Source organism: Streptomyces filamentosus, assembly GCF_014654895.1.
In the GTDB taxonomy this organism is placed as follows: domain Bacteria; phylum Actinomycetota; class Actinomycetes; order Streptomycetales; family Streptomycetaceae; genus Streptomyces; species Streptomyces filamentosus.
This window is the reverse complement of the sequence record NZ_BNBE01000004.1, coordinates 17561-38587: the sequence shown is the minus strand read 5'-3', so window position 1 is coordinate 38587 and position 21027 is coordinate 17561. Positions and strand designations below refer to the sequence as shown.

Here is a 21027-nt window from a genome sequence, read left to right as displayed (position 1 = left end):
GTGACCGGCGCCGGTCTGGAGTTCGGGGCACTGCTGCGGCGGTTGCGTCTGGGGGCGTCGCTGACGCTGGAAGCCTTGGCGGAGGCCTCGGGAGTCAGTGTTCGGGGGATCGGCGACCTGGAGCGAGGCCGCGTCACCACGCCCCAGCGCAGGACGGTGGCCGCGCTCGCGGAGGGCTTGCGGCTGAGCACGACGGAGCGAGAGCGGTTGCTCGCCGCCGCTCGGATCGGTCGCACACCTCGTCCGCAGCCGACAGGGCTGCGCGCCTTTCCGCGCGGAATCAACGACTTCGTGGGTCGGAAAGCGGAACTGGCACGGCTGACTTCGCTGGCAGGGCAGGAAGCCGAGGACATACCCGTGGTGGTGGCGGTGTCCGGGCCACCCGGCACCGGCAAGACCACTCTGGCGCTGCGCGCCGCCCAGGAGCTGGCCGGGCGTTTTCCCGACGGTCAGCTGATGTTCGACCTGCGGGGTACGGACGAGGACCCGCCCGACTCGGCCGAGGTCCTGCTCCTCGTGCTGAAGGCCCTCGGGGTGGCCGACCGTGACCTGGGCATGGCCGGCCCGCAGGGGCACGCGGAGCTGTGCCGGCGGGTGCTGGCCGAGCGGCGTTGCCTGGTGGTGTTGGACAACGCCCGGGACGAGGCGCAGATCCGTCCGTTGCTTCCGGGCGCAGGCGAGGGAATGGTGGTGGTCACCAGCCGGCGGATGCTCACCGGCCTGGAGAGCGTGCACCGCCTGGCCCTCGGCGAGCTCTCCCCTGCCGAGGCCGGCGCTCTCCTGGCCGGGTTGGTGGGACGCGAGCGTGCCGAGGCGGACCCGGCCGCGCTCGCCGAGGTGGCCGGTCACTGCGGGAACCTGCCGCTGGCCCTGCGGGTGGCCGGCAACTGGCTCGCCACCCGCACCGGCTGGACCGTACGCCGCCTCGCGGACCGTCTTGCCGTGGAGGAGCATCGCCTGGACACCCTGACCGCCGGTGACCTTCACCTGGCGGCCGCTTTCAACCTGTCCTACCGCCAGCTCACCCCTACCGCGGCCCGCATGTTCCGGCTGCTCTCCCTGGTCGACGGCCCCGATGCCGCGGCCGCCGGCGCCGCCCGGCTGACGGGGCAGTCCCTGTTCGAAGCGGAGGACACCCTCGAAGAGCTCGTCGAGACAGGCCTCCTGAACACGGACCAGGACCGCTACCGCTTCCACGACCTGCTGCGCCTTTACGCTCGAGGCCGTCTGCGCGACGAGGAGTCGCCGGAAGTGGCCGCTGCTGCCCGATCGGCGTTTCATCGCTGGCTGCTGGAGAACACCGTCATGGCGGGCCGCTGGTACGAGCCCGACCACGGCGCCCCACCCGCCTCGTGGCAGGGCACCGTCGACCTGTCCACCGCGGAACACGCCCGCCGGTGGCTCCAGGCGGAGGGCGCCAACTGGCTGGCCGCCCTGCGCGCGGCCGCCGCCGAGGGTGACCACGCCCGCGTCGTCGAGGTCACCGAGGCGCTGCACTGGTTCTCCGACCAGTGGATCTTCTGGGGACACTGGCCCGAGGTCTTCGCCACAGGCGCTCGCTCCGCCCAGATCTTGGGAAACCCTCTTCTGGAGGCTACCCACCTCAACTACCATGCCTGGGCTCTGCTCGTCTGTGAGGGCCGCCACCACGACAGCCTCGCACGTTCTGCCGAGGCTCTCGACGCGGCCCGGCGAGCCGTTGATTCGGCCCAGCAGGGCTGGGCCCACAAGTACTCTGCCTGGGCCTTCAGGCTGCTCGGCGACTTCGCGGCGGCTGCGCGTCACAACCGTCAGGCGGCCACGTTCTTCGAGATCGCCGGTGACCTCCATGGTGCTCTTCAGAGCCGGGTCGAACACGATCAGATCCTCGTGGACGGGGGACTGCACGAGGAGTCCATCGCAGAGATCCTGGACACGCTCTCCTTCCTCGACGCAGTCGGCGACCGCATCGAACCGCACGTCGCCGACTTCACCCGGACGAACCTCAGGGTCCTCATCGGCGGGGCGCACACCCAGCTCAGGAACTGGGCCGAGGCCGCCGACCACCTGCGCATCGCCGTGGACCTCTGCCGCACCAGCGGCAACACGGCGATGGAGAGCCGTGCCCTGGTCCATCTCGGCAACAGCCTGCTGAACGCCGGCCTGCATGCCGAGGCCCGGGACGCCTTCTCCTGCTGCCTCGCCCTCGGCGTCGAGGCCGACCCCACTCGTCTCACCGAGGCCCGGGGCCGCCTCGCCGAACTGAACGGGTGACCTGCTCGACACGGCGACCGAACCGAACAGGTCACCCGTACCAGGCGAGGGCGACGGAGTTGACGGGCCGGCCCGACAGCCGCGCTTCCGAGTCTGTGGCCTCCGTGTGCCGCTGGCCCGTGACGTGCAGCCTCGCGGTCGGCGGCGGGCCGGTGGATCAGACGGGCCGCCGAGAGCGGTGCAGGGCGACGTGCACCGTGTCGAGGACCTGGACGAGAGCGGCGCGTGCGGCGTCGGTGTCGCGCAGCGGATCCAGCACCAGGAAGCCGTGGATCGTCCCCTGATAGCGCACCGAGACCACAGGCACCCCGGCTGCGCGCAGTCTGTCCGCGTACGCCTCTCCCTCGTCGCGCAGGACATCGGCCTCACTGGTGACCACGAGCGCGGGCGGCAGTCCCGCGAGTTCCTCCAGGGTCGCTCGCAAGGGGGATGCGGTGGCCCGGCCCCGCTGACGCACGTCGGGCACGTAGTGGTCCCAGAACCAGCGCATGGCCTCGCCACCGAGAAAGTAGCCCTCGGTGAATTCCCTATAGGAGGGGGTGTCCAGACCGGCGTCGGTGACCGGGCACATCAGCACCTGCTGCAGAATCCTCACTCCTCCGCGCTTCTTGGCGAGCAGGGTGAGCGCCGCCACCAGGTTGCCGCCCGCCGAGTCGCCCACGGCTGCCAGGCGACCGCCGTCCAGCCCGATCTCGCCCCCTCGCTCGCAGATCCACCGCGCGACCGCGTAGCACTGTTCGACGGCGATCGGATAGCGCGCTTCGGGGACGCGCTCGTACTCGACGAAGACCACGGCCGCGTCCGCACCGAGGGCGAACGCGCGTACGATCCGTTCGTGGCTGGCGGCGTCCGCCAGAGCCCAGCCCAAACCGTGGAGGAACAGCACGACGGGGATCTGACCCACGCTGTCAGCGGGCCGGACGACCTGCACGCGCACGTGTCCGGTTGGGCCACCCGGCAGTGCGAACCACTCGGTGTGCGTCGCCTCCTCGTCGTGAGGAGGAGGGGTGGTCTCCTGAAGGCGCACCAGGTCCGACCGCGCCCGCTCCACGTTCGGTCCGTCGGCCGACAGCAAGCGGGAGTGCCGGGCCACGAAGGCCTGCGTGTCGTGATCCAGGGCGGGGCGTCGGTCACGTGAGGAAGTCACTGTCCGGCCGCCGCGAGGCCGGCCCCGTACCGGGGGCCCTCGGGTGTTCCTTCGGCCCCCGACGACGCCGTCCCCATCGCCGAGGAAGTAGCCGGAGGCAGCCCGGCGGTGGTGCGCAGGATGCGCCATTCACGAGGGGAGACCCCGTAGTGGGCGCGGAAGGCGCGGCTGAAGTGGGCGGGGTTGAGGAACCCCCACCTCTGGGCCACGGCGGACACCGTGGGGGAGGTCCTTCCACGACGAGCCAGTTCGCGGCCGCATTCCTCCAGACGCCGCTGCCGGATGAGCCGGCTCACCGTCGTCCCCTCGCCCTCGAAGAGCCGGTGCAGGTAGCGGACCGAGATCTGGTGAGCCTGTGCGATGAGTTCCGGTGACAGGTCCGGGTCCCCGAGGTTCCTGTTGATGTGGGAGAGGATGCGCATCATCAGATGGCCGCGGCCGTCGTCGTCCCTCCCCTGCTGGTGGGCCCGTTCCGCGATGAGCGTCGCGAGCAGCTCGACGACGCTGCCGGCCAGCCTGTCCGCCACTGCCGGCTGGTAGTCGTCGGCCGATGAGGAGGCCAGCCTCGCCAGGAACGGCAGGAGTATCGCGCCCAGGCCGTACTCCCTGCCGATGGCTTGTCCCGTGGCTTGCCCGAGCTCCTCGTCGGACACGCCCAGCGCGCGTCGTGGAAGCTGGAAGACATGGGTGGCGAACCGCCGTGGATAGTGGATCGAGTACGGGTGGGCAGTGTTGTACACGACCAGTTCGCCCTCGCTCACCTCGACCCGCCGGTCACCTTGGACGAGGACAGCAGTGCCGGATACCTGGACGGCGACGGCCACCAGGGGGTCGGGCGACTTTGCGACCAGGGACGGAGTACGGCTGACCCGTTCCGCGTCCGCCTCCACTGTGGCCACCTGGAGGTATCCGAGACGGCCGGTGACGATCCGCCCTTCGAACGGACCCTCACTCAGGGAGGTGACCGTCATCGGTACAAGCGTCCTGCTCATCACTTCGCTCCAGTACGAGACCTTGTGTGGGTCAGGCACGGAGGCGGTCGTCAACACCAAACGCAACTTGCTCTCCGGTCAGAAGGAAACCGCATCCGGGGTCGCGACGGTCGGGAACCTGGGCGTCGCGCCCCAGAAGATCACGGGCTCCAGCGATCGCGCTGGACGGGACCGGGCTCGTTTCGGTGGGCCCGGTACCTGCCTGAACAGCCAAGCAGCGGAACACATGTGTCTCCAGGCAGAACAGCAGGCAGGAATGGCAACCCCTGTTTCCAGATCTGCGATCTCTCGGGCTTGTGGCAGTGAGCCGTTTTCATCCTGGATAGCTGCAGGTCAGCAGGGTGTGGACGGCTTGGACGATGGTGCTGATGTGGTGGGTGGAGCATCGGGCGCGACGGAGGATGCGCCAGGACTTCAGCTGTGCGAAGGCGCGTTCTCCGGGGGCTCTGAGCCGTGCGTGGTCTCGGTTGAACTGCTGGTAGTGGGCGGGCTGTTCGCGGTGGTGGTAGTAGGGGGTGCGGAAGGTGGCGCCGGCTCCCTGGTAGGCACGGTCTGCGAGGGCGAGGACCTGCCGGGTGAGGCAGGTCTGGACGACGGCTGTGGGGCCGGGCCGCGGTCAGGTCCTGGGTGCGGCCCGGTGCCGCGCGGGAGAACCGCAGCGGTGTGCCGTCGGGACGGGCGATGACCTGCACGTTCATTCCGTGCTTGCGATGTCTCATGGAGCAGTACGGCTCGTCGGCGGCGATGCGGTCGATGGGGATCAGGGCGGCTGTCGATGATCACGTGGTCGCCCTCGCCCAGGCAGGTCAGGGCCTCGTGCGGGCCCGGTGCCCAGGCCGCGAGGACGTCGAGGACCTCGTCGACGTGGCGCCAGGCTGTGGCTGTCGAGACGCCGAAGCCGGCTGCCAGGGCGGGCAGGGGCTCGTTCTTCCGCAGATGGACCAGCATGAGCAGGGCCTGCCGGGTGCAGCCAGCTTCCGCCACCGCGAGCGGCGTTCACACCTTCGTGCGTAGACGAGCCAGGAAACATGCTCGATCAGCTCATGCGGGACGTCGACCGGGCACGATACGGGACCAGGCAAGGCTCCTCGGACGGTGCGGTGGTGCGTAGAGAACACCACCGCAACGACCAGGAGCCTCGTCTCGTCACACACCCCTGCTGACCTGCCGTTTCACCCCGCAGAGACAGGATGAAAATGGCTCACTGAGCTCTTTCCAACTTCACACTGAGCTGGTCAGATGTAGGGCGAGGACGGCTTGGACGAGTGCGGTGATGCGGACCGTACGGCGGCGTGCACGAGCGCCGAGTTGGTCACGGGTGAACGCCCGCCTGCGCAGCCAGATACTCGACGCCGCAGTGGCCGGACTCCTTGGACACGTGAACGTGGACCGCGTGCCGGCCGGACAGCAGTGCAGGGTCGGAATGGTCGCCGCGGAAGGCGACCTGTACCGCGTCGTGGCGGGAGCCGTGCAGGCCGTGCTCGGGTCTGTCCGGCCAGCGGCCTGACCATACGAGGAAGACCGCGTTGCCGTTGCCGCCCAGTGCCGCGATGACCTGGTCCTCGGCCGTCGCCGGTGCGAACCGTGCCGACATTTCGAGCGGCAGGTGTGCCTCCAGTTCACGGTCGTCCATGACCGGCACGTCCGGTTCGCAGCCGCCGGCGCCGCAAGAGGATCGGGCGCCAGGGTAAGGGCGATACACAAAGCGGGAGTTCGGCAGCACTGCGGCCATTCGGCGGACCTCGCCGACGCTCTCCAGGTGCGTCAGCAGTTCCGCCTCATCGCCGTAGTGTTCCATCAGCGCGCACAGTCGCATGGCCTGGCGGTATGCGTCGGTGGCGTCAGCGGTGACGTGGACACAGCGTGTGTAGCCGACCAGGCAGACTTCGCACATGGCCGCATGGTGCCACCCGCTGGTTCGGACTGTCACCAGGAATGATCGGAGGACTCCGAGGGCGAAGGGCTGCCGTCGGCATGGCTCCCGCGATGCCTTGACGAGCAGGGCGCACAAGCGGTGCAGGCCGATGGAGCCGAGGTGGAGAAAGGCCGTCGCGAGCAGGCCGCCGACCTGGATCTTGAGGAACTGAATCGGATCCCAACTGGCAACTGTGTAGCCCAGTTGGCCTGACAGACAGTCGAAGCCCCTGCTAGGACTTATCCGGGCGATCACCGTCTCGACTGTCCTGCATGTGTTGCCTGGCCCTGCCATCGCTTGCCGACCGGGCGATGACAGGTCTTACGATCGGCCCGTGATGGATACCCCGACGCACTGGACCGTGCGCCATTTCTCGCAGGCCAACCCCACCGGCCCCGGCTGCGACAGCGTTCCCGCCCTCTTGCGGCGGCTGGCGGATTCCATCGAGGCACTGGGTCCCGCCGAGATCCAGGACGTGGTGATCGCGTCCGAAATGACCGAGCACGGTCCCTGGCGGTCGGGAACCGTCTACTTCCACTTGCCTGAGGATGAGGACTGATCCTCGCCCTCACGAGCGGAGCCAGACGAGGAGGGCTGCGACGGTTGCGGTCCCGAGGAAGACGCACCCACCCGTTACGACAAGAGGGCCTACGTCTTCCACGGGACGGTCACGGTCGCGGTCGCGGCGATCCGGCTCCGGCTCCGTCCGTGACCGCCACGTCCTCGCCTACTGGTCTTCCGGGACCAGGGCGCCAAGCTCGACTTCCTCGAAAACGCGGGACCACCAGGATTCCTCGTCCTCGAAAACCCGCGGATCGCACTGCCGGGCCCGTTCCATCACGTCTTCGACGTGGTCCTCGTAGTCGTCGTCCGCGTCGCTCCTTCCGGAGCCGATGAACGCCTCCCATACCTCCAGGACGTTCTGCAGACCCGCAACCGAAGAGTTGACCAGCCCGTACTGCTGGTCCCCATCGCTGCCATAGCCGCGGACCATCCAGACTTCGCCGCTGTCGATCACCAGCCAGTACGTGTTGACGCCGTCCTCGAACGCACCGAGGAACACCGCCCGCCCCGGCGGAAGGCCGCGGACCTCCAGCTCCCGACCCGAGTCCCGCACGAACATGCGGTTGCAGTCGGCCGGAAGGCCTTGCTCTCCCAGCCGGGACACCCCCTCGCGGCCTACACCCAGGCGCGCGAGAGAACTCACGTCATACGACAGCCACTGCCCGCTCGACAACCGGCACTCCCTCCTCGATCCGTCCCGCCGATCCTCTCAGACCTCGTGGACGACCCATCGGACAGGACCTAGTGCTCCGATGCGGGGACAGGACGCCACCCTGGAACGGCTCCGTGTTGACCGGCAGCTCGAAGAGGCCCTGACCCACTGCATCTCGCCGAAGTCTTCGGGCTCGATGAGAAGACCGCGATGCGCTACGCGGACTCCGCAGGAGCCCTGCTGGAACAGGCCGCTGAACAGCACCTTCGATGAAACCTGCTCGACCTGGACGCGCCGTGAAGGGAATCATGGACGAGTGACGTCGACCGAAGCAGCAGCAACCGCTCTCCAGGACCATGCCGCTCTCTGGAGCATGGGAGAAATCCGCGCGAGCGACGTGGTGAATGCCGCCTGCGATGCGCTCGTCGCCGGACTCGGCACTCCTGGCCTTCGCATCCTCGCCGCCTGCACGCGCGCCGAGGCGGACTACGACGTCCACGACCTGCTTCCCCGCCGCACTCGACGAACTCGGCCTCTCCTTCTATCCGGTCGGCAGCGAGGCCGGTCAGGAAGCCGCCGCCCGAGCCCTGGCACGCTGCATGCTCGCCGGAGAGCTCACGCCACGGGAGCTCACCTTCCGGATTCACCAGCGCCACGGACACGAGCTGCCCCTGACCGAGCGCCTCGCTGAACTCGACGACGAGTACGACATCCTCGAATACGGCGACAGAACCGTGGACCAGGTCAATGCCGAGGTCACCGCCGAAGCCCGCCGGCTCGCAGCCCACCCCCCGGTTCCCGCCGAACCCACGGATCCGCCCAGCTGATGCACACAGACCGACCGGCGAGTTCCCGCTGAACAGACTTCGGTTTCCCTGAACCCACGGGCCTCCATGGCCTCGGGGAACATCAGCACAGCGGTTATCGGTGAGACCGATCATGGTCAGGGTATGAGGGCGCTGACCAGGTTCTCGTACTCGTGACGACCCTTGCGCTGGGCCGGGGCTGCGGGGAGCACATGGCTGCCGTCGAGCGCACAACCCGGTCGCCTGCCACGGCGGCGAAAAGCATCCGGTTCCGCCCCACGAGGCGGGGGAGCGCCCGTACAGTGACGCCGCCCGCGCCGAGCAGCGGCTGGCGAAGGCACAGCGGGTGCTGTCCCGTACGCAGAAGGGCTTCCGGCGCCGGGGCCGGGCTGGGCCGTCCGCTCTGGAGGCAGTCGGTCCGGACGCCGTCGAGGACGCCGCCGCGCACAACGCCATGCTGACCGCCGAGAGCGCGGCTGCGGAGTACCGGAACGAGGCACTGGTGATGCTCGGCTGCAGCGAGGACGCCCAGGCCGAGGCCCGCAAGGCATACGCCACCGAGCTCGCCAGACCCTGGCACCAGGCCCTGCCCGACAGCGATGACACCCAGCGCGCCGCGACCGAGGCCGCCGCAGGGCACAGACCCGCACCGCCGAGCACCTGCTCGCCGCGCAGCTGGAGCTGCTGCCCGCTCAGGCCCGCCCGGAGCCGGTCCGGCCCGAGCCGTGGTCGCGGCGTCTTCCCGACCTCGCCGCCCGCCTGGGCGGCGAGGTACTGGAAGTGATCGCGTGAACGCCGTCCCGGAGCTGTCCGGCGTCGACCTCGCCCGCCAGGCCCTGCTCGCCGCCCGGGAGGCGGCGAAGAAGAACGGCGCCCAGAAGAAGAAACCGAAGCGGCGCACCGGCACGACTCTGCAGCGGGACGGCCACGGGCCGCTCGGCCTTTCCGCGAAGGGCCTTGGGGGAGTCGACATGGGATTCAACCGCGAACCCGGGGCACCCTGAACTCCATGACGACCGGCGGCAAGTCCTACTACTACCTCACCGACGCGCTCGGCTCGCTCGTGGCGCTCGCCTACGAGACCGGCACCAAGGCCAACTCGTACTCCTACAGCCTCCCCACGGCGTCCCAGCGCGCCGGGGCCTCGGGACAGGTCCCGCAGCCGGACCAGTTTGCCGGCGGCCACCACGACGTCTCCGGCCTCTACCACTTCGCCGCCCGCTACTACGCCCCCAACATCGGCCGCTTCACCCAGCCCGACCCTTCCGGCCAGGAGAAGAACACCTACCCCTACGCCGAAGGCAACCCCGTCAACCGCATCGACCCGTACGGGTCTCTCAGCCTCAACGGCGTGATGGACACCGTGGACAAGACCGGAGACGCCATCGCGGTCGGTGAATTCGTCGGTCAGCTGGTGACGGGCGACTACAAGGCGGCTGCTGGAACAGCGCTCAGCTTCGCCGCCGACAAGACGTTCACCGCCGGCTGCACCGGCCTGACCGGAGGCGCCGGAGCAATCCCCTGCGCCGTCGGCGGAATAGCGGTCGGCGAAGCAACCGAGTCGGCCCACGAAGACGCCACAAGCTGAACCAAGGAAACCTCGACCGAAGGAGCTCTCGTGCAACCAGCTACTGATACGGCGGTCATGGCCTACAAGGGGCTCGACGGTGTCCCCCTGTGGCTCTTGTTCGGTATCGCCATCCTCGCCCTCGTCCTCTTCGGCATCGCACAAGCACGGAAGAGGAAGTAACCGCAGCCGACGTGCCTTGGCTCCATAGGAGATGTATTCGGTGTGTGGGCGTGGGGGGACACTTCACAGTGTCCCCCCACGCCCAGGAGCGGGATCCGTTGCCCAGGCCACCGGCTACGCCCCCGAAACCGGCCGCCTCGGCCCGCGCCCCGACTCGCCCGCCCACACCACCCAGTTCCGCCTTCTGACCGCCCGGATCATCGCCACCGCCAACGACCACGTGGGTTCCTCCGTCGTACGAGCGCTGCGGGTCCTGTCGCCCGGCACCGTCGATACCACCCCACCCCCGGCCGCCGGCCGGCCTGCCCCCAAGTGCGGCCGCGGCCCCGGCCGGGCCGGTGAACCCCCGGGTGCGTACGGCGCTTAGGTACTCCGCGAGTCGGGTGGTGTGGCGCCACGCCGCTTCCTGCGCCTCGAAGTGTTTGACGCAGTACGCCTCGGAGTACTGGACACGTAGACGGACTCAGTAAGCCTCTTGGTTCACCACGGGGTCAGGCTCATGCCCCGCTCGACCCACTCCGTGAAGAACACGGGCCGACCGGCCCATCTCAGGGGGAGGATCTGCTCGCAGGTGGCGCGGCCGTCGAACCACATCTCGCCGCGGTGAGGACCTGTGACGACGAGGAGGGTGGAGAACGCAGCCGCCCTCCTGGAGGTACACTGCGCCAGCCGTCTTCCGTTCCTCCAGCACCCCGCACTCGTCGTCCCACGCCTCCCAGGCCTCTGTGTCCTCGCGGGGCGGTTCGTGCTCGTCGAGGTCGTCGTCGGCGACGCGGTAGGAATCGGGGTGGGGGAACGGCTCGGTCAGCAGTTCGTAGTTGGTTTGGGTGTCGCCGTACCAGCCCCAGCCCCGGGGGCCGCGCCACAGCCGGTTGAAGCCCCTTTCGGGGTTTCCACGCCGCAGGAGGTGCTCGCGGTACTCGGACGGAAACGTGATCCCGAGCTCCCCCTCCGCCTCCCGCAGGTCCGTCTCGGTCAGCCTCCGCTGCAGCGGAAAACCCTCCCGCCGCATGATGTCCGGGTCAAAGAACCCGGAGCGACGGCCGCCCAAGAGGCGGGGGTACTCCGTCCTCCAGTCGATCTTCATGCCGTGAGGTTAGACGCCGTGCGCGAGGGCGGACGTTCCGGCCTGGTCCAGCACGTTCGCCAGGGCCCTGCAGCGGCCCTCTCTGTACGGACGGCCCTGAGCGCGAGAACCGCTCGACGCCCCTGAGGCGGCCGGAGTCCGGCCGACGGGGCCCTCGCTCTCCGGCCCCGCCATGCCCTTCACGGAGTGATCCGGGTCACTTCCTGTCACGGGGGGGGTCCGGTGTCTTGTGTCCGATCGACTTACTGATCGTTTCAGAATGAGTTCGGCGTGAGGGCTTGGCGGTCGGGTCGGGTGGCGGCAGAGTGGTGCGGGTGTCGGATGATCTTGTGCCTGATGACCTGTGGGAACGCATCGCTCCTCTGCTGCCGCCCCGGCCTCCGCGGCGTCATCGGTATCCCGGGCGGTTGCTGGGGGACGACCGTGCGGCCCTGCGAGGCATTGTGTATGTGCTGGGCAAGAACGTGAGCTGGAGGGACGTGCCGGCCGAGCGGACCGGCTGCAGCGGGGTGACGGCCTGGCGGCGGCTGCGGGACTGGACCGAGGCCGGTGTCTGGCCCCGCCTGCACGAGGTTCTTCTGGCCGAGCTGTGCAAGGCCGGCCTGTTGGACATGGACGACTGCGCGATCGACGGCTCGCACGTCCGGGCCTTGAAAGGGGGGCTCACACCGGACCTTCGCCGGTCGACCGCGCGAGGCCGGGCAGCAAGCACCACCTGATCGTAGACCGGCACGGAACACCCCTCGCCGCGTGGCTGACCGCCGGAAACAGGCACGATGTCACCCAGCTGACGCCGCTACTGGACGCGATCCCCCGCATCCGGGGCCTGGTCGGACGGCCGCGGCACCGGCCGGGCCGGCTGTTCGCCGACCGCGGCTACGACTACGACAAGTACCGCCGCATCCTCAGAGCCCGCGGCATCAAACTGATGATCGCCCGACGCGGCGTCCCGCTCGGCTCCGGACTGGGCAGGACACGCTGGGTCGTCGAGCGGACCTTCGCCCGGCTCCACCAGTTCAAATGCCTCTGCATCCGCTACGAGATACGCGCCGACCTCCACCTCGGCCTGCTCCAACTCGCTTGCAGCATCATCTGCTTGCGACGACTCCGAATCTCATTCTGAAACGATCAGTAAGCGCTAGCTGCTCGCCCCATCCACGGCCCGAAAGTCGGCAGTGGATGGGGTGCCTGGACCTCGTGGGTCAAACTCACGACTGATGGCCGATGCCAGCCCCTGGCGTTCGTCCGTACACCCGACCGAGGCAAGTCGATGTCCCCGGACTGCGGGCACCGCTACACGCAGGTTTCCGACGTCGGCCCCGACGAGCGGTACCAGGGGAGGCCATCTCGACCTGGACGGTCGAGTGGGAGGCGCCGGCTTTCAGCGACTCGGGCATCCTCACCGGACCCGCGAGACCCCGTTCCCCGTTCGCGTCGTCAAGGTCCAGGTCGTCAACGTCCCCCTGACCAAGCCCCGTAAGGGAAGCGGGCCGTTCGCACAATTGGGTGAGAATGATCTTGGCCGTGCTTACCGCCGGGCTTACCACCGCACTCACCAAGCCGTGGCCCCTACCGCTGTGACCTGCGTGGGTCAGTATTTGGGTCACTGTTCTGCCCGCCTTTGGGCTGGGCCGCCCCTCGTCCGCCAGAACCATGTCCGCCCTCGCCTGCACGGCCTCGCACGGGCGGTCCCGTCCGGCGCTAACCGCAGCTTCGAGGCCACCCGTTCTCGTGAACAGCCCCGGCCTCCGCCGAGGTTGCATCACCGGTTGTGCCACCAGTTGCGTCGAGGGTTGCACCACCGGTTGCGGACCACCACGGCGGTGCCCCGCTTTTTGACTGATCAGAGTGCGTGGGTCAGTCGATTCCCGCGCCGACACCTCTTCTGGATACCAGGAGAGGTCCCTCTCTTCTCTTCTCCCGACGGGCGGGCGGCGGGCGCCGGAGGCCCGGGGCGGTGGCCCGGTCACCATGAAGTGCCGACGTTCCGTCAGGGGCAGGGGGAGACTGGTGCGGGTGAGCACCGCACCACACCGTCGTCCTCCCGGTCCCGGCCCTGGCGTCCCCGACCGCCCCGTGCGTGACCCGTGGGCCCGTACGGCTGCCGGCCTCGCCGCCGCGGGGGAGTGGATCGCCACCCCCGACACCGCCCCGCCCGCCCCGCGCACCTGCCGGCGCCCGTTCGTGAACGACCCCGCCGACCCGGGGACCGGTACCGCCGCGGCCGTGTAGAACCGGGCGCACCCCTGCCGGTATGGCGCGCGGGTGAGGCCCGGTGCTCAGGGGGTTCACCCTCCGGGGTCAGTACCCCGGGCCACCCCCAGCCTCCCGGGTGTCTGTCTCACCAGGTGGCCCCCATGGGGCGTTCCGGGCCGGGGGAGAGGATCGTGGGGAGTGCCGGACCGATCCGGGTTGCTGTCGGCGCCTCCCCTTCCCGCCGCCGACGATGTCGTCTCAAGACCGGGCCTCGACGCCCGGGATTCCGCGGAGGCCGGGGGAGCGTCCTCCTGGAGGGCTCCGCCTGCGGATCGAGGTGGATTCCCGTGACCTCTGGCCGGTTCCTGCGCGACGGCTCGCCGGGCGACTGGCCCTTCATCCGCCTGGACCTCGTCGCCGGCACCTTCGTCTGGCGTCCGCCCTGCAGTGACGGCCTCGTGCGCTGCGTCCCCGCCGACAGTCCCGCCATGGCCGTCCTGCTGCTGAGCGGCGAGTTCGACGCCGAGACGGTCCCGTGTCTGCGCGAGGTCCTCGATGCGGTCCGCACGCCGCAGGTCGAGCTGGTGCTGCTGGACCTGATCGGGGTGACGTTCGGCGACTGCGCGCTCGTCCACGAGCTGACCGGCGCCCGGAGCCGCCCGCAGCGGCACGTCCTCCTCGGCCCTCTCCCACGGCGGGTCGCGCGCCTGCTCGCCCTCACCGGCACCCGCCACACCCTCGACATCGCTCTCGACGACGCCCCCTGAACGGCCGTCCACGCGTCTGCTCTCCCCCGCAGGGAGAACAGAGGCCCGGCCCCGCCCCGGCGCGGTGTCTTCTCCCGTCCCTGCGTCTCCACCCCGAAACCCCTGTTCCGGTCGCTGTGTCACACGAAGGCCCCACATCTTCGTCCGTGTGCTGCGTGAGGCGGAGGATCGGGGGTAGACGTCCCGCGCACGTGCGTACCGACGGAAGCGGGGACTGAGATGCACCAGGTGACGGCCGATGAAGACGCCCAGTTGTCGATGGCGGACACGATCACGGTCTCCGGCGTCTTCGAGGGCAGCGAGGACATCGCCCTCGCCCGCGACCTGGCCCGCTCCTTCCTCACCGACGTCCAGGCCGTCCACGGCCTGCCGGTGTCCCCGGACACGATGAGCAGGGTGCAGCTCGTGGTCAGCGAGCTGGTCACCAACGCCCGCAAGTACGCCCCCGGCCCCTGCCTGCTCACCCTGGAGCTCACCGGCGCCGTCGTCCACGTGACCGTCTGGGACAGCGACCCGACCCCGCCCACGCTCCTCGCACCCGACCCGTCCCGCATCGGTCGGCACGGCCTGGAGATCGTGATGGCCCTCGGGCAGAGCTTCGCCATCCACCGCGAACCGGTGGGCAAGAGGATCACCACGACGATCCTGCTGGAGGACGACCCCGCGTAGACCCCGCCATCCCACCGGCTTCTTCGGGTGTGTGCGCGGCGCGCTGGGGTAGAAGCCGCCGCAGAGCGGAGTGGAACCCCTCTTGGACCGGGTCTGCGCGCACCATCCCCCCGGCTGCGCGCTGACCGGTCGGACAGCGGTCTCCGCCCGGATGCCCGGGCGGAGACCGCTGTCGTTTCCTCTGCCCGCCGCCCCCTGCAGCGGCAGGAACGCCGGGGCGGTACCGATCGCCCCGCCCTGCTCGACGGTGGCTGCTTCGGGGGCCGTCCGCCCCGCGGCCCCCGTCCGTCCGGGGCAGACGGCCCCGGCCCGGCCGCGCAGCCGTTGTTCGGCGCTCAGAGACGTGGGCCGTTCTGCCGCGTCCTCTGCGCGCCGTGGGCAGGTGTGCGGGGGCTTCGGTCAGGTGGCGTGGGCTGCGCGGTCGGGCGTGCCGTAACCGTCGTTCGCGGGGCCGCTGCCGGAGCCTCCGCCATCGTCGCCCGTAGCGCCCGCGCCTCCGCCGCCGCCCGCGCCCGTGGGGGTCGAGGATGCTGTTCCCGCCCGCTCCTCCGGCCGCCCCGGCGGCTCTCGCCGTTGGGATCGGTGTAGGGCGCGTTGACGCCGCCCTGGCCGCCGGGCCGGCCTTCGTCGTCGCCCGGGAGCCCGGTGCCCGGGTCGCCGTCCTCGCCCCCGTCGCCTCCGCCGATGCCGGTGGCGAAGAACGACGCGCCGCCCCCACCGCCTCCACCCGCCACGACGACAGGTGTCGTCCCCGTGCTGATCGTGGTGCGGCCTCCGCCGCCCCCGGCGGCGATACCGGAGAACTGGCCGTCCGCGATGTGGGCGCCGCTCCGCCCGCCCCCGTTGTAGCCACCCTGCGCACGTGCCGGGTCGCCGTCGTTCCCGGAGTGCCCGGCGCCGCCCACGTCCACCGTGAGGACTTCTCCCGGTGTCACGCCGAACGTCGCCGACACCCTCGCCCCCGGCCGCCCGGTACGCCGTACCGGCCTCCTCCTCAGGAGGCCCCGAACGCCTCCACGGACACCGTGCACACGTTGTCCGGGACCGTGACCTGCTCCTCCCCGTCCCAGCGGCTGTGGCCCCCGGCTGTGAGGGCATCGGCGTACCCCGGCCGGCTGCTGCCCGCCGGCAGGCGACGGACCCCTGGGACACGGCCCCCGCCCCTTCGCCCGGCGCTCGGGAGAAACCGGTGGAGACGGCGGGTGTGTGCGCGGCCGGTCGGGGTAGGCGGTGCGACGGAGCGAAGTGGACACCTCCAGGACCGGGTACGCGCGGACCATCCCCCCGGCTGCGCGCTTCCCGGCCATCAACCGGCCCTCGCCCGGCATCCCCGGGCGAGGGTCGCTCCCGTTTTCCCGCGACGCCGCACTCCGTCCGCCCTCCGGCCCTGCGTGCCGTTCGGCCGGGCCCCTGGCCTCGCCCGGTGCGGAGGCGGCCGCTGCTGGGGGCGGGAGATCGGCGAGCAGGGCCTCCGCGGGTCTCCGGCCCGAGAATGCCCTGCAGGCTCCTCGACGAGCAGGGGCAGCCTCCGCCCCTCCAGGTCCCACGGGGGCGTTCCTCCTGGGCCTTCGGGGGAGCAGTGAGTCTGATCCGAGTGCTAAGACAGGGGGGGGAGTCCACCGCCGGCGCCGAGGAGCCCCCGTGTCGGCCGCCCCCATCCTCGATCCCCAGGCCACCGGCGCCACCGACCGCCGGCCCCAGCAGGCACCGCCGACGCCCTCGGCGAGACCTGCCTCCGCCAGGGCGGCACCCGCACCCACGGCCTCGACACCGAGCTCACCGGCATCGAGCGGGCCGAGTTCGAGCCGTGGAGCGACCTGGACCACCCCGCCCAGAGAGTTCTGGTGTGACTGAGTGCTTCACCTGACGAGTGAGAAGTCCCCTCGGCGAGGCTGAGCCTTCGTCGGCCGGTCGGCCGTGGCGGCTCATGAGCGAGCCGCCCTCTGTTCAGCGACGGCGCAGATGCCGGTGCGGGGCGGGCGCATAGGATCGTCGGCATGGCGCTGCGACCTGTCATGGTGAACATCAAGGCTCTTGATCCCTCGGCGGTCGGCGGGTTCTGGGCGGAGGCGCTCGGCTGGAGTGCCTACAGCCCCGGCGTGACCGTCTACGTCGGACCTCCCGGCGGCCTCGTCTGGCCGGACCCGGTCTTCGTCGGCATCGACGTCGTCCCCGTCCCCGAACCCGGGACACCGGCGAAGAACCGTGTACACCTCGATCTCGCCACCACCTCCGCGGCCCATCAGGCGGAACTGGTCGCGCGCCTGAGGGCTCTCGGTGCGACGCCCGCCGACGTGGGCCAGGGAGAGGTGCCGTGGACGGTCCTCGCCGACCCCGAGGGCAACGAGTTCTGCGTGCTGGAACCTCGCCAGATCTACCGGGACACCGGGCCGATCGCCGCGGTGGTGGTCGACTGCGCGGACCCACGGGCCATGGCCCGGTTCTGGGGCGAGGCGATCGACTGGACCCTGCACGAGGCGAGCGACGATCAGACGGTGTTGCGCTCCTCCAAAGGCGCCGGCCCCTACCTCGAATTCCTCCGCACACCCGACGTGAAGACCGTGCCGGACCGCGTTCATCTCGACCTGCTGCCGTACCCCGGTGACGACAGGGCGGCGGACGTCGCCCGGCTGCGGGCCCTCGGCGCCACCGACCTCGACCTCGGCCAGGGCGACGTCCCGTGGACATGCCTGACCGACCCGGAGGGCCACGAATTCTGCGTCCTCGCCCCGTCCTGACGCGGAGCCCTGACGACACCCCGACGCGCGACGCTGGTGCGCTTATGGGGCCATGGCCCCGTACGGGGGTGGACGGCGTGATGGAGCGAGAGAGACACCTCCAGGACCGCGTACGCGCGGCTCACGTTCCAGGCGCATTCCCGGCCATCAACCGGCCGTCAACCGGCCCTCGCCCGGGCCTTCCCGGGCGAGGGCAGCTCCCACCCTTCCCGCACCGGGCTCTCTTCGCTCCCGTCATGCCCTTCTCGATTTTGCAAGAGAGCCGCCGCCCGCCGTGTCCTCGACGCCCGGCAGCAGTCCCACCAGTGCTTCCGCAGCCTCAGGAACATCGACCAAGGAAGCAAGGCCGCCCCCGGCACGAACACGTTCCGCGCCTGAGGGAGACGCCCCCTCAGTCAAGGCCGCCGCGCCCGCGCGGAGTTCCCCCGGGTCGAGCGCACGGTGATCCCGCACGTCGGCCGCTCCCGCTCTCGCGAGTATGGGCCAGGCGCGGTGGCATTCCGGGTGCGTCGATCAGGTTCGCCGAGCACCGCTACGCGCTGGTTCTGGTGGGGTGGCTGAGCCGGTACAGGGCGGTGTCCATGTCGCGCGGGGTCCAGGTTCGGATCGGGACTGGAGCGGCGGCGAGGAGCCGATCGATCGTTGCGATGCAGCGGCTGTATCGGCCGGGTGCGTTGCTGAGAGCGATGCCGAGGGCGTGCAGTCCGGTGTGGGCTCGCCGGTCGTGGCTGGCCATGCGGTCTGGTGCGGCTGCTGTAACGAACTCTCTGTCACGGTTCGCTGCTCCGTCTTGCCGGAGGGAGGGGCAGAAGTGGTCAGCCGCTGCCTGGAGGCAAGGGAGACATCGGCCACGACCGAAGCGTACGGCTCGGCGGCGCTTGCCCTTCCGGCCCCCGCACCTGGGGCAGACAGGATCCGGACGAACGGCCGGGCAGGCCGCGCTCGGAGGTGAGGGCTTGTGGGCGCGGGCGGACACCGTTCTTCGTGTGGTGTCCCCGAAGCAGGGCGGGGTGGCGGTCCGGTCGCTCCGTTGTGCTCGGAGAGCAAGCCCGGGTACGGCGAACGGCTCCGCCCTCGGAAGAGGGGGAGCCGTTTCGTGCGGGCCGGGGAGCCGTCAGGCGTGGCGTCGGTTGCCGGTGACGAGGCGGTAGAGGGCGAGCAGGATGACGGAGCCGATGATGGCCGCGATCCAGGTGGAGATCTCGAAGAAGCCGTCGATGGAGTCCACGCCGAATATGACCTTGCCCAGGAAGCCGCCCAGCAGGCCGCCGGCGATGCCGATCAGGATGGTGATGATGACACCGCCGGGGTCCTTGCCCGGCATGATCGCCTTGGCGATGAAACCGGCGATCAGACCGATGAGAATCCACGCGATAATGCCCATGATGCGTCTCCTACCTGCTCATATAAAGGCTGCGTCAACGTAGCGTCTGCGCGATCGGAGAGCTTTCAAACCCCTCATTCCCTGTCGTCTGCGTGCAAACCGATGGGAAGGGCAGTCGTCACCGCCCTGACCTCCTTCACCCCCGCCTCCCAGGCGGGTGCATCCCACCGCCGAGGTCTGTTCTCCGCTCGGTCCGGGGGATGGATTTATCCGGTTCTCCGGTTCTCCGGTTGGTCGGGTGTGGGATGTGGGGCGGCTGCTCTCTGTGATCGGGGGATGGGTCGGCGTTTTGGCGTATGCCGGTTGTGGGTCGGTGTTCCCGGTGAGCGGGGAGGCCGGGCCGGCTCCGACTGGTCTGGCTTCACCGCCGTGATCTTCGCCGCGTCCGGTCGGGCTGTTCCGGGTCGAGTTGCTCCGGATCGGGCCGCGCCCGGGCAGGTCGTGCCCGTGTGGCCTGCCCGTGCTCGTGCGCGGCGACCGTGCGGCCGTCGTCCCCGCCTTCGGCGTCCTCGGGGGTGCCGGGAGGGCGGTGGCGGAGGAGGTCGCGGCCGACGGGCAGGGCCGGGCGGAGGCTGCCCGGGTGCGGGCGGGGTCGGTCCGTACGCGGGCGGACGTCTGGCCTCGATCGTGCAGGTCTTGCCTGCGGCGGCTTCGGCACCGGATTCCTCCCGCGCCGTGCAGTCGTTGCGGTTCCCGGCGAGCGGACGGCCGGCCACGACAAGCAGGCGGGTGTCGGTCATGTCATCCCCTCCGAGACACCCGTCCGGAAAATATACTTCGTACGTCGATATATGCTCGCTCCATGACGCGATCGAACCCGTCCCTGACGGAACCGCAGTACTTCATCCTCGCCGCGCTCCTGGACGGCCCCCTGCACGGCTACGGCATCATCAAGGCCGCCGAGCAGGCCACCGGCGGCCGGCTCCGCATCGCCGTCGGCACCCTCTACGGCGCGCTGGAACGGCTGGAACGCGCCGGCCTCGTCGCCCCCGGAGCGGAGGAGATCGTCGACGGACGGGCACGCCGCTACTACCTGCTCACCGAGGAGGGCACCGCCGCCCTCGACCGGGAGGCGCTGCGCATGCGGCAGGCGGCGGCCGTCGTCCTCGGCCGCACCCGGGACACCGGGGTGGCCCCCGCGTGAACCGCCTGCTGCTCGCCGCCTACCCCAAGGAACACCGCGCCCGGCAGGGAGACGAACTGCTGGCCTGCCTCTCCGAGGCATACCCCGGCCGCTCCTGGCCCCCGGCCCGAGAGGTCGCCGCCCTGACGCGCGCCGGGGTGCAGGCCCGCGCGCGGGCCGTCGTCGACGAGACGGCCCGGCCCTGGTGGCTGGACGGCATCCACCTGGCCGCCCTCGTCCTCGCCGCCCTGGCCCTGGTCCCCTACCTCCAGGACGTCTGGCACTGGGCCCTGCGCGTCGACCCCGGCCCGCACGCCATCGCCTTCCGCTTCTCCGGCTGGTACCCCTGGGCCCAGGGTGAGGGAGGCAGGACCAGGCTGCTGCCCTACGGGCTGCTCCCGCTGGTCTGCCTCCTCGCACTGCTGCGCGGCAAGGCGTGGGTCGCCCTGCCCGCCGCGGCGACGATGATCTACGCGGGCGCTTCCTTCCCCCACGGCACGCTCTTCGGCGACGAGGGCAAGGCCGGCCTCGGCTACTACGGGCTCGGCGCCCCGATCACGGCCCGCGACCTGGTCCTGTCCGCGACCCTGTGCGCCGCCTGCGCCGTACTGGCCCTCTACCGCCCCGGCCGCCTGCGCCGCCGCTCCTACCGCTGGCTGTTCCCCCTCCTGCTCGCCCTCTTCGTCGCCGGCGGCCTGCACGTCATCGCCGTCAGCCCAGCCTTCCAGCGCGGCATGTTCCTCCTGGAGATCGCCGGACTGCTCACCGCGTGGGCGGCGACGGCGGCCACCGGCGACCACCGCTGGCTGATCCCCGTCGCGGCGTTCGCGTTCGTCCGCGTCCAGGCGATCGTCGTCCAGCCGGACGGATTCATGAGGTCCCTGCCGGACCTGGTCGTCCTCCTGCTCCTCGTCGCCCCCCTCCCGGCCCTGGCCATCGCCGCCCAGCGCCGCCAGGACCGCGCCCTCCTCGGCTGAGCCAGCC

20 protein-coding genes and 2 pseudogenes are annotated in these 21027 nt (G+C 70.5%); 14 read left to right on the top strand and 8 right to left on the bottom strand.

Features of this window, described 5'->3' with window-relative positions; genetic code table 11:
* Positions 1-2253 (top strand): ATP-binding protein, encoded by a 2253-nt coding sequence (locus tag IE326_RS33965; protein WP_190044316.1) that lies wholly within the window; start codon positions 1-3, stop codon positions 2251-2253.
* A 157-nt stretch (positions 2254-2410) separates the two neighbouring features.
* On the opposite strand, the gene IE326_RS33960 is transcribed toward IE326_RS33965, so the two are convergent.
* The 4 genes and pseudogenes from IE326_RS33960 to IE326_RS33945 all read right to left on the bottom strand — a co-directional run bounded on the left by IE326_RS33960 (position 2411) and on the right by IE326_RS33945 (position 6562).
* The gene (locus IE326_RS33960) at positions 2411-3184 is read right to left on the bottom strand and encodes an alpha/beta hydrolase (protein WP_308440363.1); all 774 of its coding nucleotides are present in this window, start codon (positions 3182-3184) and stop codon (positions 2411-2413) included.
* 212 nt (positions 3185-3396) lie between these two features.
* A complete protein-coding gene (locus tag IE326_RS33955; RefSeq protein ID WP_444545380.1) occupies positions 3397-4458 on the bottom strand; it encodes an AraC-like ligand-binding domain-containing protein in 1062 nt (353 codons plus the stop codon).
* A gap of 247 nt (positions 4459-4705) precedes the next feature.
* A pseudogene (locus tag IE326_RS33950) lies at positions 4706-5518 on the bottom strand (transposase family protein).
* Between the two features lie 186 nt (positions 5519-5704).
* A complete protein-coding gene (locus IE326_RS33945; protein WP_190044314.1) occupies positions 5705-6562 on the bottom strand; it encodes a hypothetical protein in 858 nt (285 codons plus the stop codon).
* An 82-nt stretch (positions 6563-6644) separates the two neighbouring features.
* Here IE326_RS33945 and IE326_RS33940 point away from each other — a divergent pair, with 82 nt between their 5' ends.
* On the top strand, positions 6645-6866 hold the full coding sequence (locus IE326_RS33940; protein WP_229915879.1) for a hypothetical protein: 222 nt from the start codon (positions 6645-6647) through the stop codon (positions 6864-6866).
* A gap of 168 nt (positions 6867-7034) precedes the next feature.
* On the opposite strand, the gene IE326_RS33935 is transcribed toward IE326_RS33940, so the two are convergent.
* Positions 7035-7544 carry an SUKH-4 family immunity protein gene (locus IE326_RS33935; RefSeq protein WP_190044312.1) on the bottom strand — a complete coding sequence of 170 codons (510 nt, stop codon included), beginning with the start codon at positions 7542-7544 and terminating at the stop codon, positions 7035-7037.
* Positions 7545-7939: 395 nt separating this feature from the next.
* Between IE326_RS33935 and IE326_RS33930 the strand changes: the two genes are divergently transcribed.
* The 5 genes from IE326_RS33930 to IE326_RS41645 all read left to right on the top strand — a co-directional run bounded on the left by IE326_RS33930 (position 7940) and on the right by IE326_RS41645 (position 10079).
* Positions 7940-8350: a hypothetical protein gene (locus IE326_RS33930; protein ID WP_229915798.1), complete on the top strand. Its 411-nt coding sequence runs from the start codon at positions 7940-7942 to the stop codon at positions 8348-8350.
* A 325-nt stretch (positions 8351-8675) separates the two neighbouring features.
* The gene (locus tag IE326_RS41165) at positions 8676-9113 is read left to right on the top strand and encodes a hypothetical protein (RefSeq protein WP_229915797.1); all 438 of its coding nucleotides are present in this window, start codon (positions 8676-8678) and stop codon (positions 9111-9113) included.
* A 4-nt stretch (positions 9114-9117) separates the two neighbouring features.
* A complete protein-coding gene (locus IE326_RS41160) occupies positions 9118-9333 on the top strand; it encodes a hypothetical protein (RefSeq protein ID WP_229915796.1) in 216 nt (71 codons plus the stop codon).
* 5 nt (positions 9334-9338) lie between these two features.
* Positions 9339-9917, top strand: coding sequence for an RHS repeat-associated core domain-containing protein (locus IE326_RS41155; RefSeq protein ID WP_229915795.1), 579 nt, complete (start codon positions 9339-9341; stop codon positions 9915-9917).
* Between the two features lie 30 nt (positions 9918-9947).
* Positions 9948-10079 carry a hypothetical protein gene (locus tag IE326_RS41645; RefSeq protein WP_268983057.1) on the top strand — a complete coding sequence of 44 codons (132 nt, stop codon included), beginning with the start codon at positions 9948-9950 and terminating at the stop codon, positions 10077-10079.
* Between the two features lie 463 nt (positions 10080-10542).
* Here IE326_RS41645 and IE326_RS33920 read toward each other — a convergent pair whose 3' ends face one another.
* On the bottom strand, positions 10543-11166 hold the full coding sequence (locus IE326_RS33920) for an SMI1/KNR4 family protein (RefSeq protein WP_190044311.1): 624 nt from the start codon (positions 11164-11166) through the stop codon (positions 10543-10545).
* Positions 11167-11480: 314 nt separating this feature from the next.
* Between IE326_RS33920 and IE326_RS33915 the strand changes: the two genes are divergently transcribed.
* The 5 genes from IE326_RS33915 (at position 11481) to IE326_RS33890 (ending at position 17536) form a co-directional block, all read left to right on the top strand.
* A protein-coding gene (locus IE326_RS33915; protein ID WP_190044310.1) for an IS5 family transposase occupies positions 11481-12289 on the top strand; the annotation gives its coding sequence in 2 pieces (ribosomal slippage) (positions 11481-11820 and positions 11820-12289; 810 coding nt in all).
* A gap of 953 nt (positions 12290-13242) precedes the next feature.
* Positions 13243-13398 carry a hypothetical protein gene (locus IE326_RS33910; RefSeq protein ID WP_190044309.1) on the top strand — a complete coding sequence of 52 codons (156 nt, stop codon included), beginning with the start codon at positions 13243-13245 and terminating at the stop codon, positions 13396-13398.
* Positions 13399-13709: 311 nt separating this feature from the next.
* Entirely contained in the window at positions 13710-14129 is a 420-nt protein-coding gene (locus IE326_RS33905) for an STAS domain-containing protein (RefSeq protein ID WP_190044308.1), read from the top strand.
* Positions 14130-14348: 219 nt separating this feature from the next.
* Entirely contained in the window at positions 14349-14798 is a 450-nt protein-coding gene (locus IE326_RS33900; RefSeq protein ID WP_190044307.1) for an ATP-binding protein, read from the top strand.
* A gap of 1997 nt (positions 14799-16795) precedes the next feature.
* The gene (locus IE326_RS33890) at positions 16796-17536 is read left to right on the top strand and encodes a VOC family protein (protein ID WP_190044305.1); all 741 of its coding nucleotides are present in this window, start codon (positions 16796-16798) and stop codon (positions 17534-17536) included.
* A gap of 1114 nt (positions 17537-18650) precedes the next feature.
* On the opposite strand, the gene IE326_RS33885 is transcribed toward IE326_RS33890, so the two are convergent.
* Complete coding sequence (locus tag IE326_RS33885; protein WP_150226157.1) at positions 18651-18920, bottom strand: GlsB/YeaQ/YmgE family stress response membrane protein; 270 nt, start codon at positions 18918-18920, stop codon at positions 18651-18653.
* 584 nt (positions 18921-19504) lie between these two features.
* Positions 19505-19654 (bottom strand): annotated as a pseudogene (locus IE326_RS41940) (IS5/IS1182 family transposase); the annotation flags it as partial.
* Between the two features lie 68 nt (positions 19655-19722).
* On the opposite strand from IE326_RS41940, the gene IE326_RS33880 reads away from it, so the two are divergent.
* Entirely contained in the window at positions 19723-20064 is a 342-nt protein-coding gene (locus tag IE326_RS33880; RefSeq protein ID WP_190044304.1) for a PadR family transcriptional regulator, read from the top strand.
* On the top strand, positions 20061-21020 hold the full coding sequence (locus IE326_RS33875) for a hypothetical protein (RefSeq protein ID WP_190044303.1): 960 nt from the start codon (positions 20061-20063) through the stop codon (positions 21018-21020). Before IE326_RS33880 ends, IE326_RS33875 begins: the two co-directional genes overlap by 4 nt.
* Positions 21021-21027 lie beyond the last annotated feature (7 nt).

Coding starts and splice junctions, on each gene's coding strand:
- IE326_RS33940 (WP_229915879.1), top strand. CDS start 6,645: ATGGATACCCCGACGCACTGGACCGTGCGCCATTTCTCGCAGGCCAAC.
- IE326_RS33930 (WP_229915798.1), top strand. CDS start 7,940: ATGCGCTCGTCGCCGGACTCGGCACTCCTGGCCTTCGCATCCTCGCCG.
- IE326_RS41155 (WP_229915795.1), top strand. CDS start 9,339: ATGACGACCGGCGGCAAGTCCTACTACTACCTCACCGACGCGCTCGGC.
- IE326_RS33920 (WP_190044311.1), bottom strand. CDS start 11,166: ATGAAGATCGACTGGAGGACGGAGTACCCCCGCCTCTTGGGCGGCCGT.
- IE326_RS33900 (WP_190044307.1), top strand. CDS start 14,349: ATGCACCAGGTGACGGCCGATGAAGACGCCCAGTTGTCGATGGCGGAC.
- IE326_RS33890 (WP_190044305.1), top strand. CDS start 16,796: ATGGCGCTGCGACCTGTCATGGTGAACATCAAGGCTCTTGATCCCTCG.
- IE326_RS33885 (WP_150226157.1), bottom strand. CDS start 18,920: ATGGGCATTATCGCGTGGATTCTCATCGGTCTGATCGCCGGTTTCATC.
- IE326_RS33880 (WP_190044304.1), top strand. CDS start 19,723: ATGACGCGATCGAACCCGTCCCTGACGGAACCGCAGTACTTCATCCTC.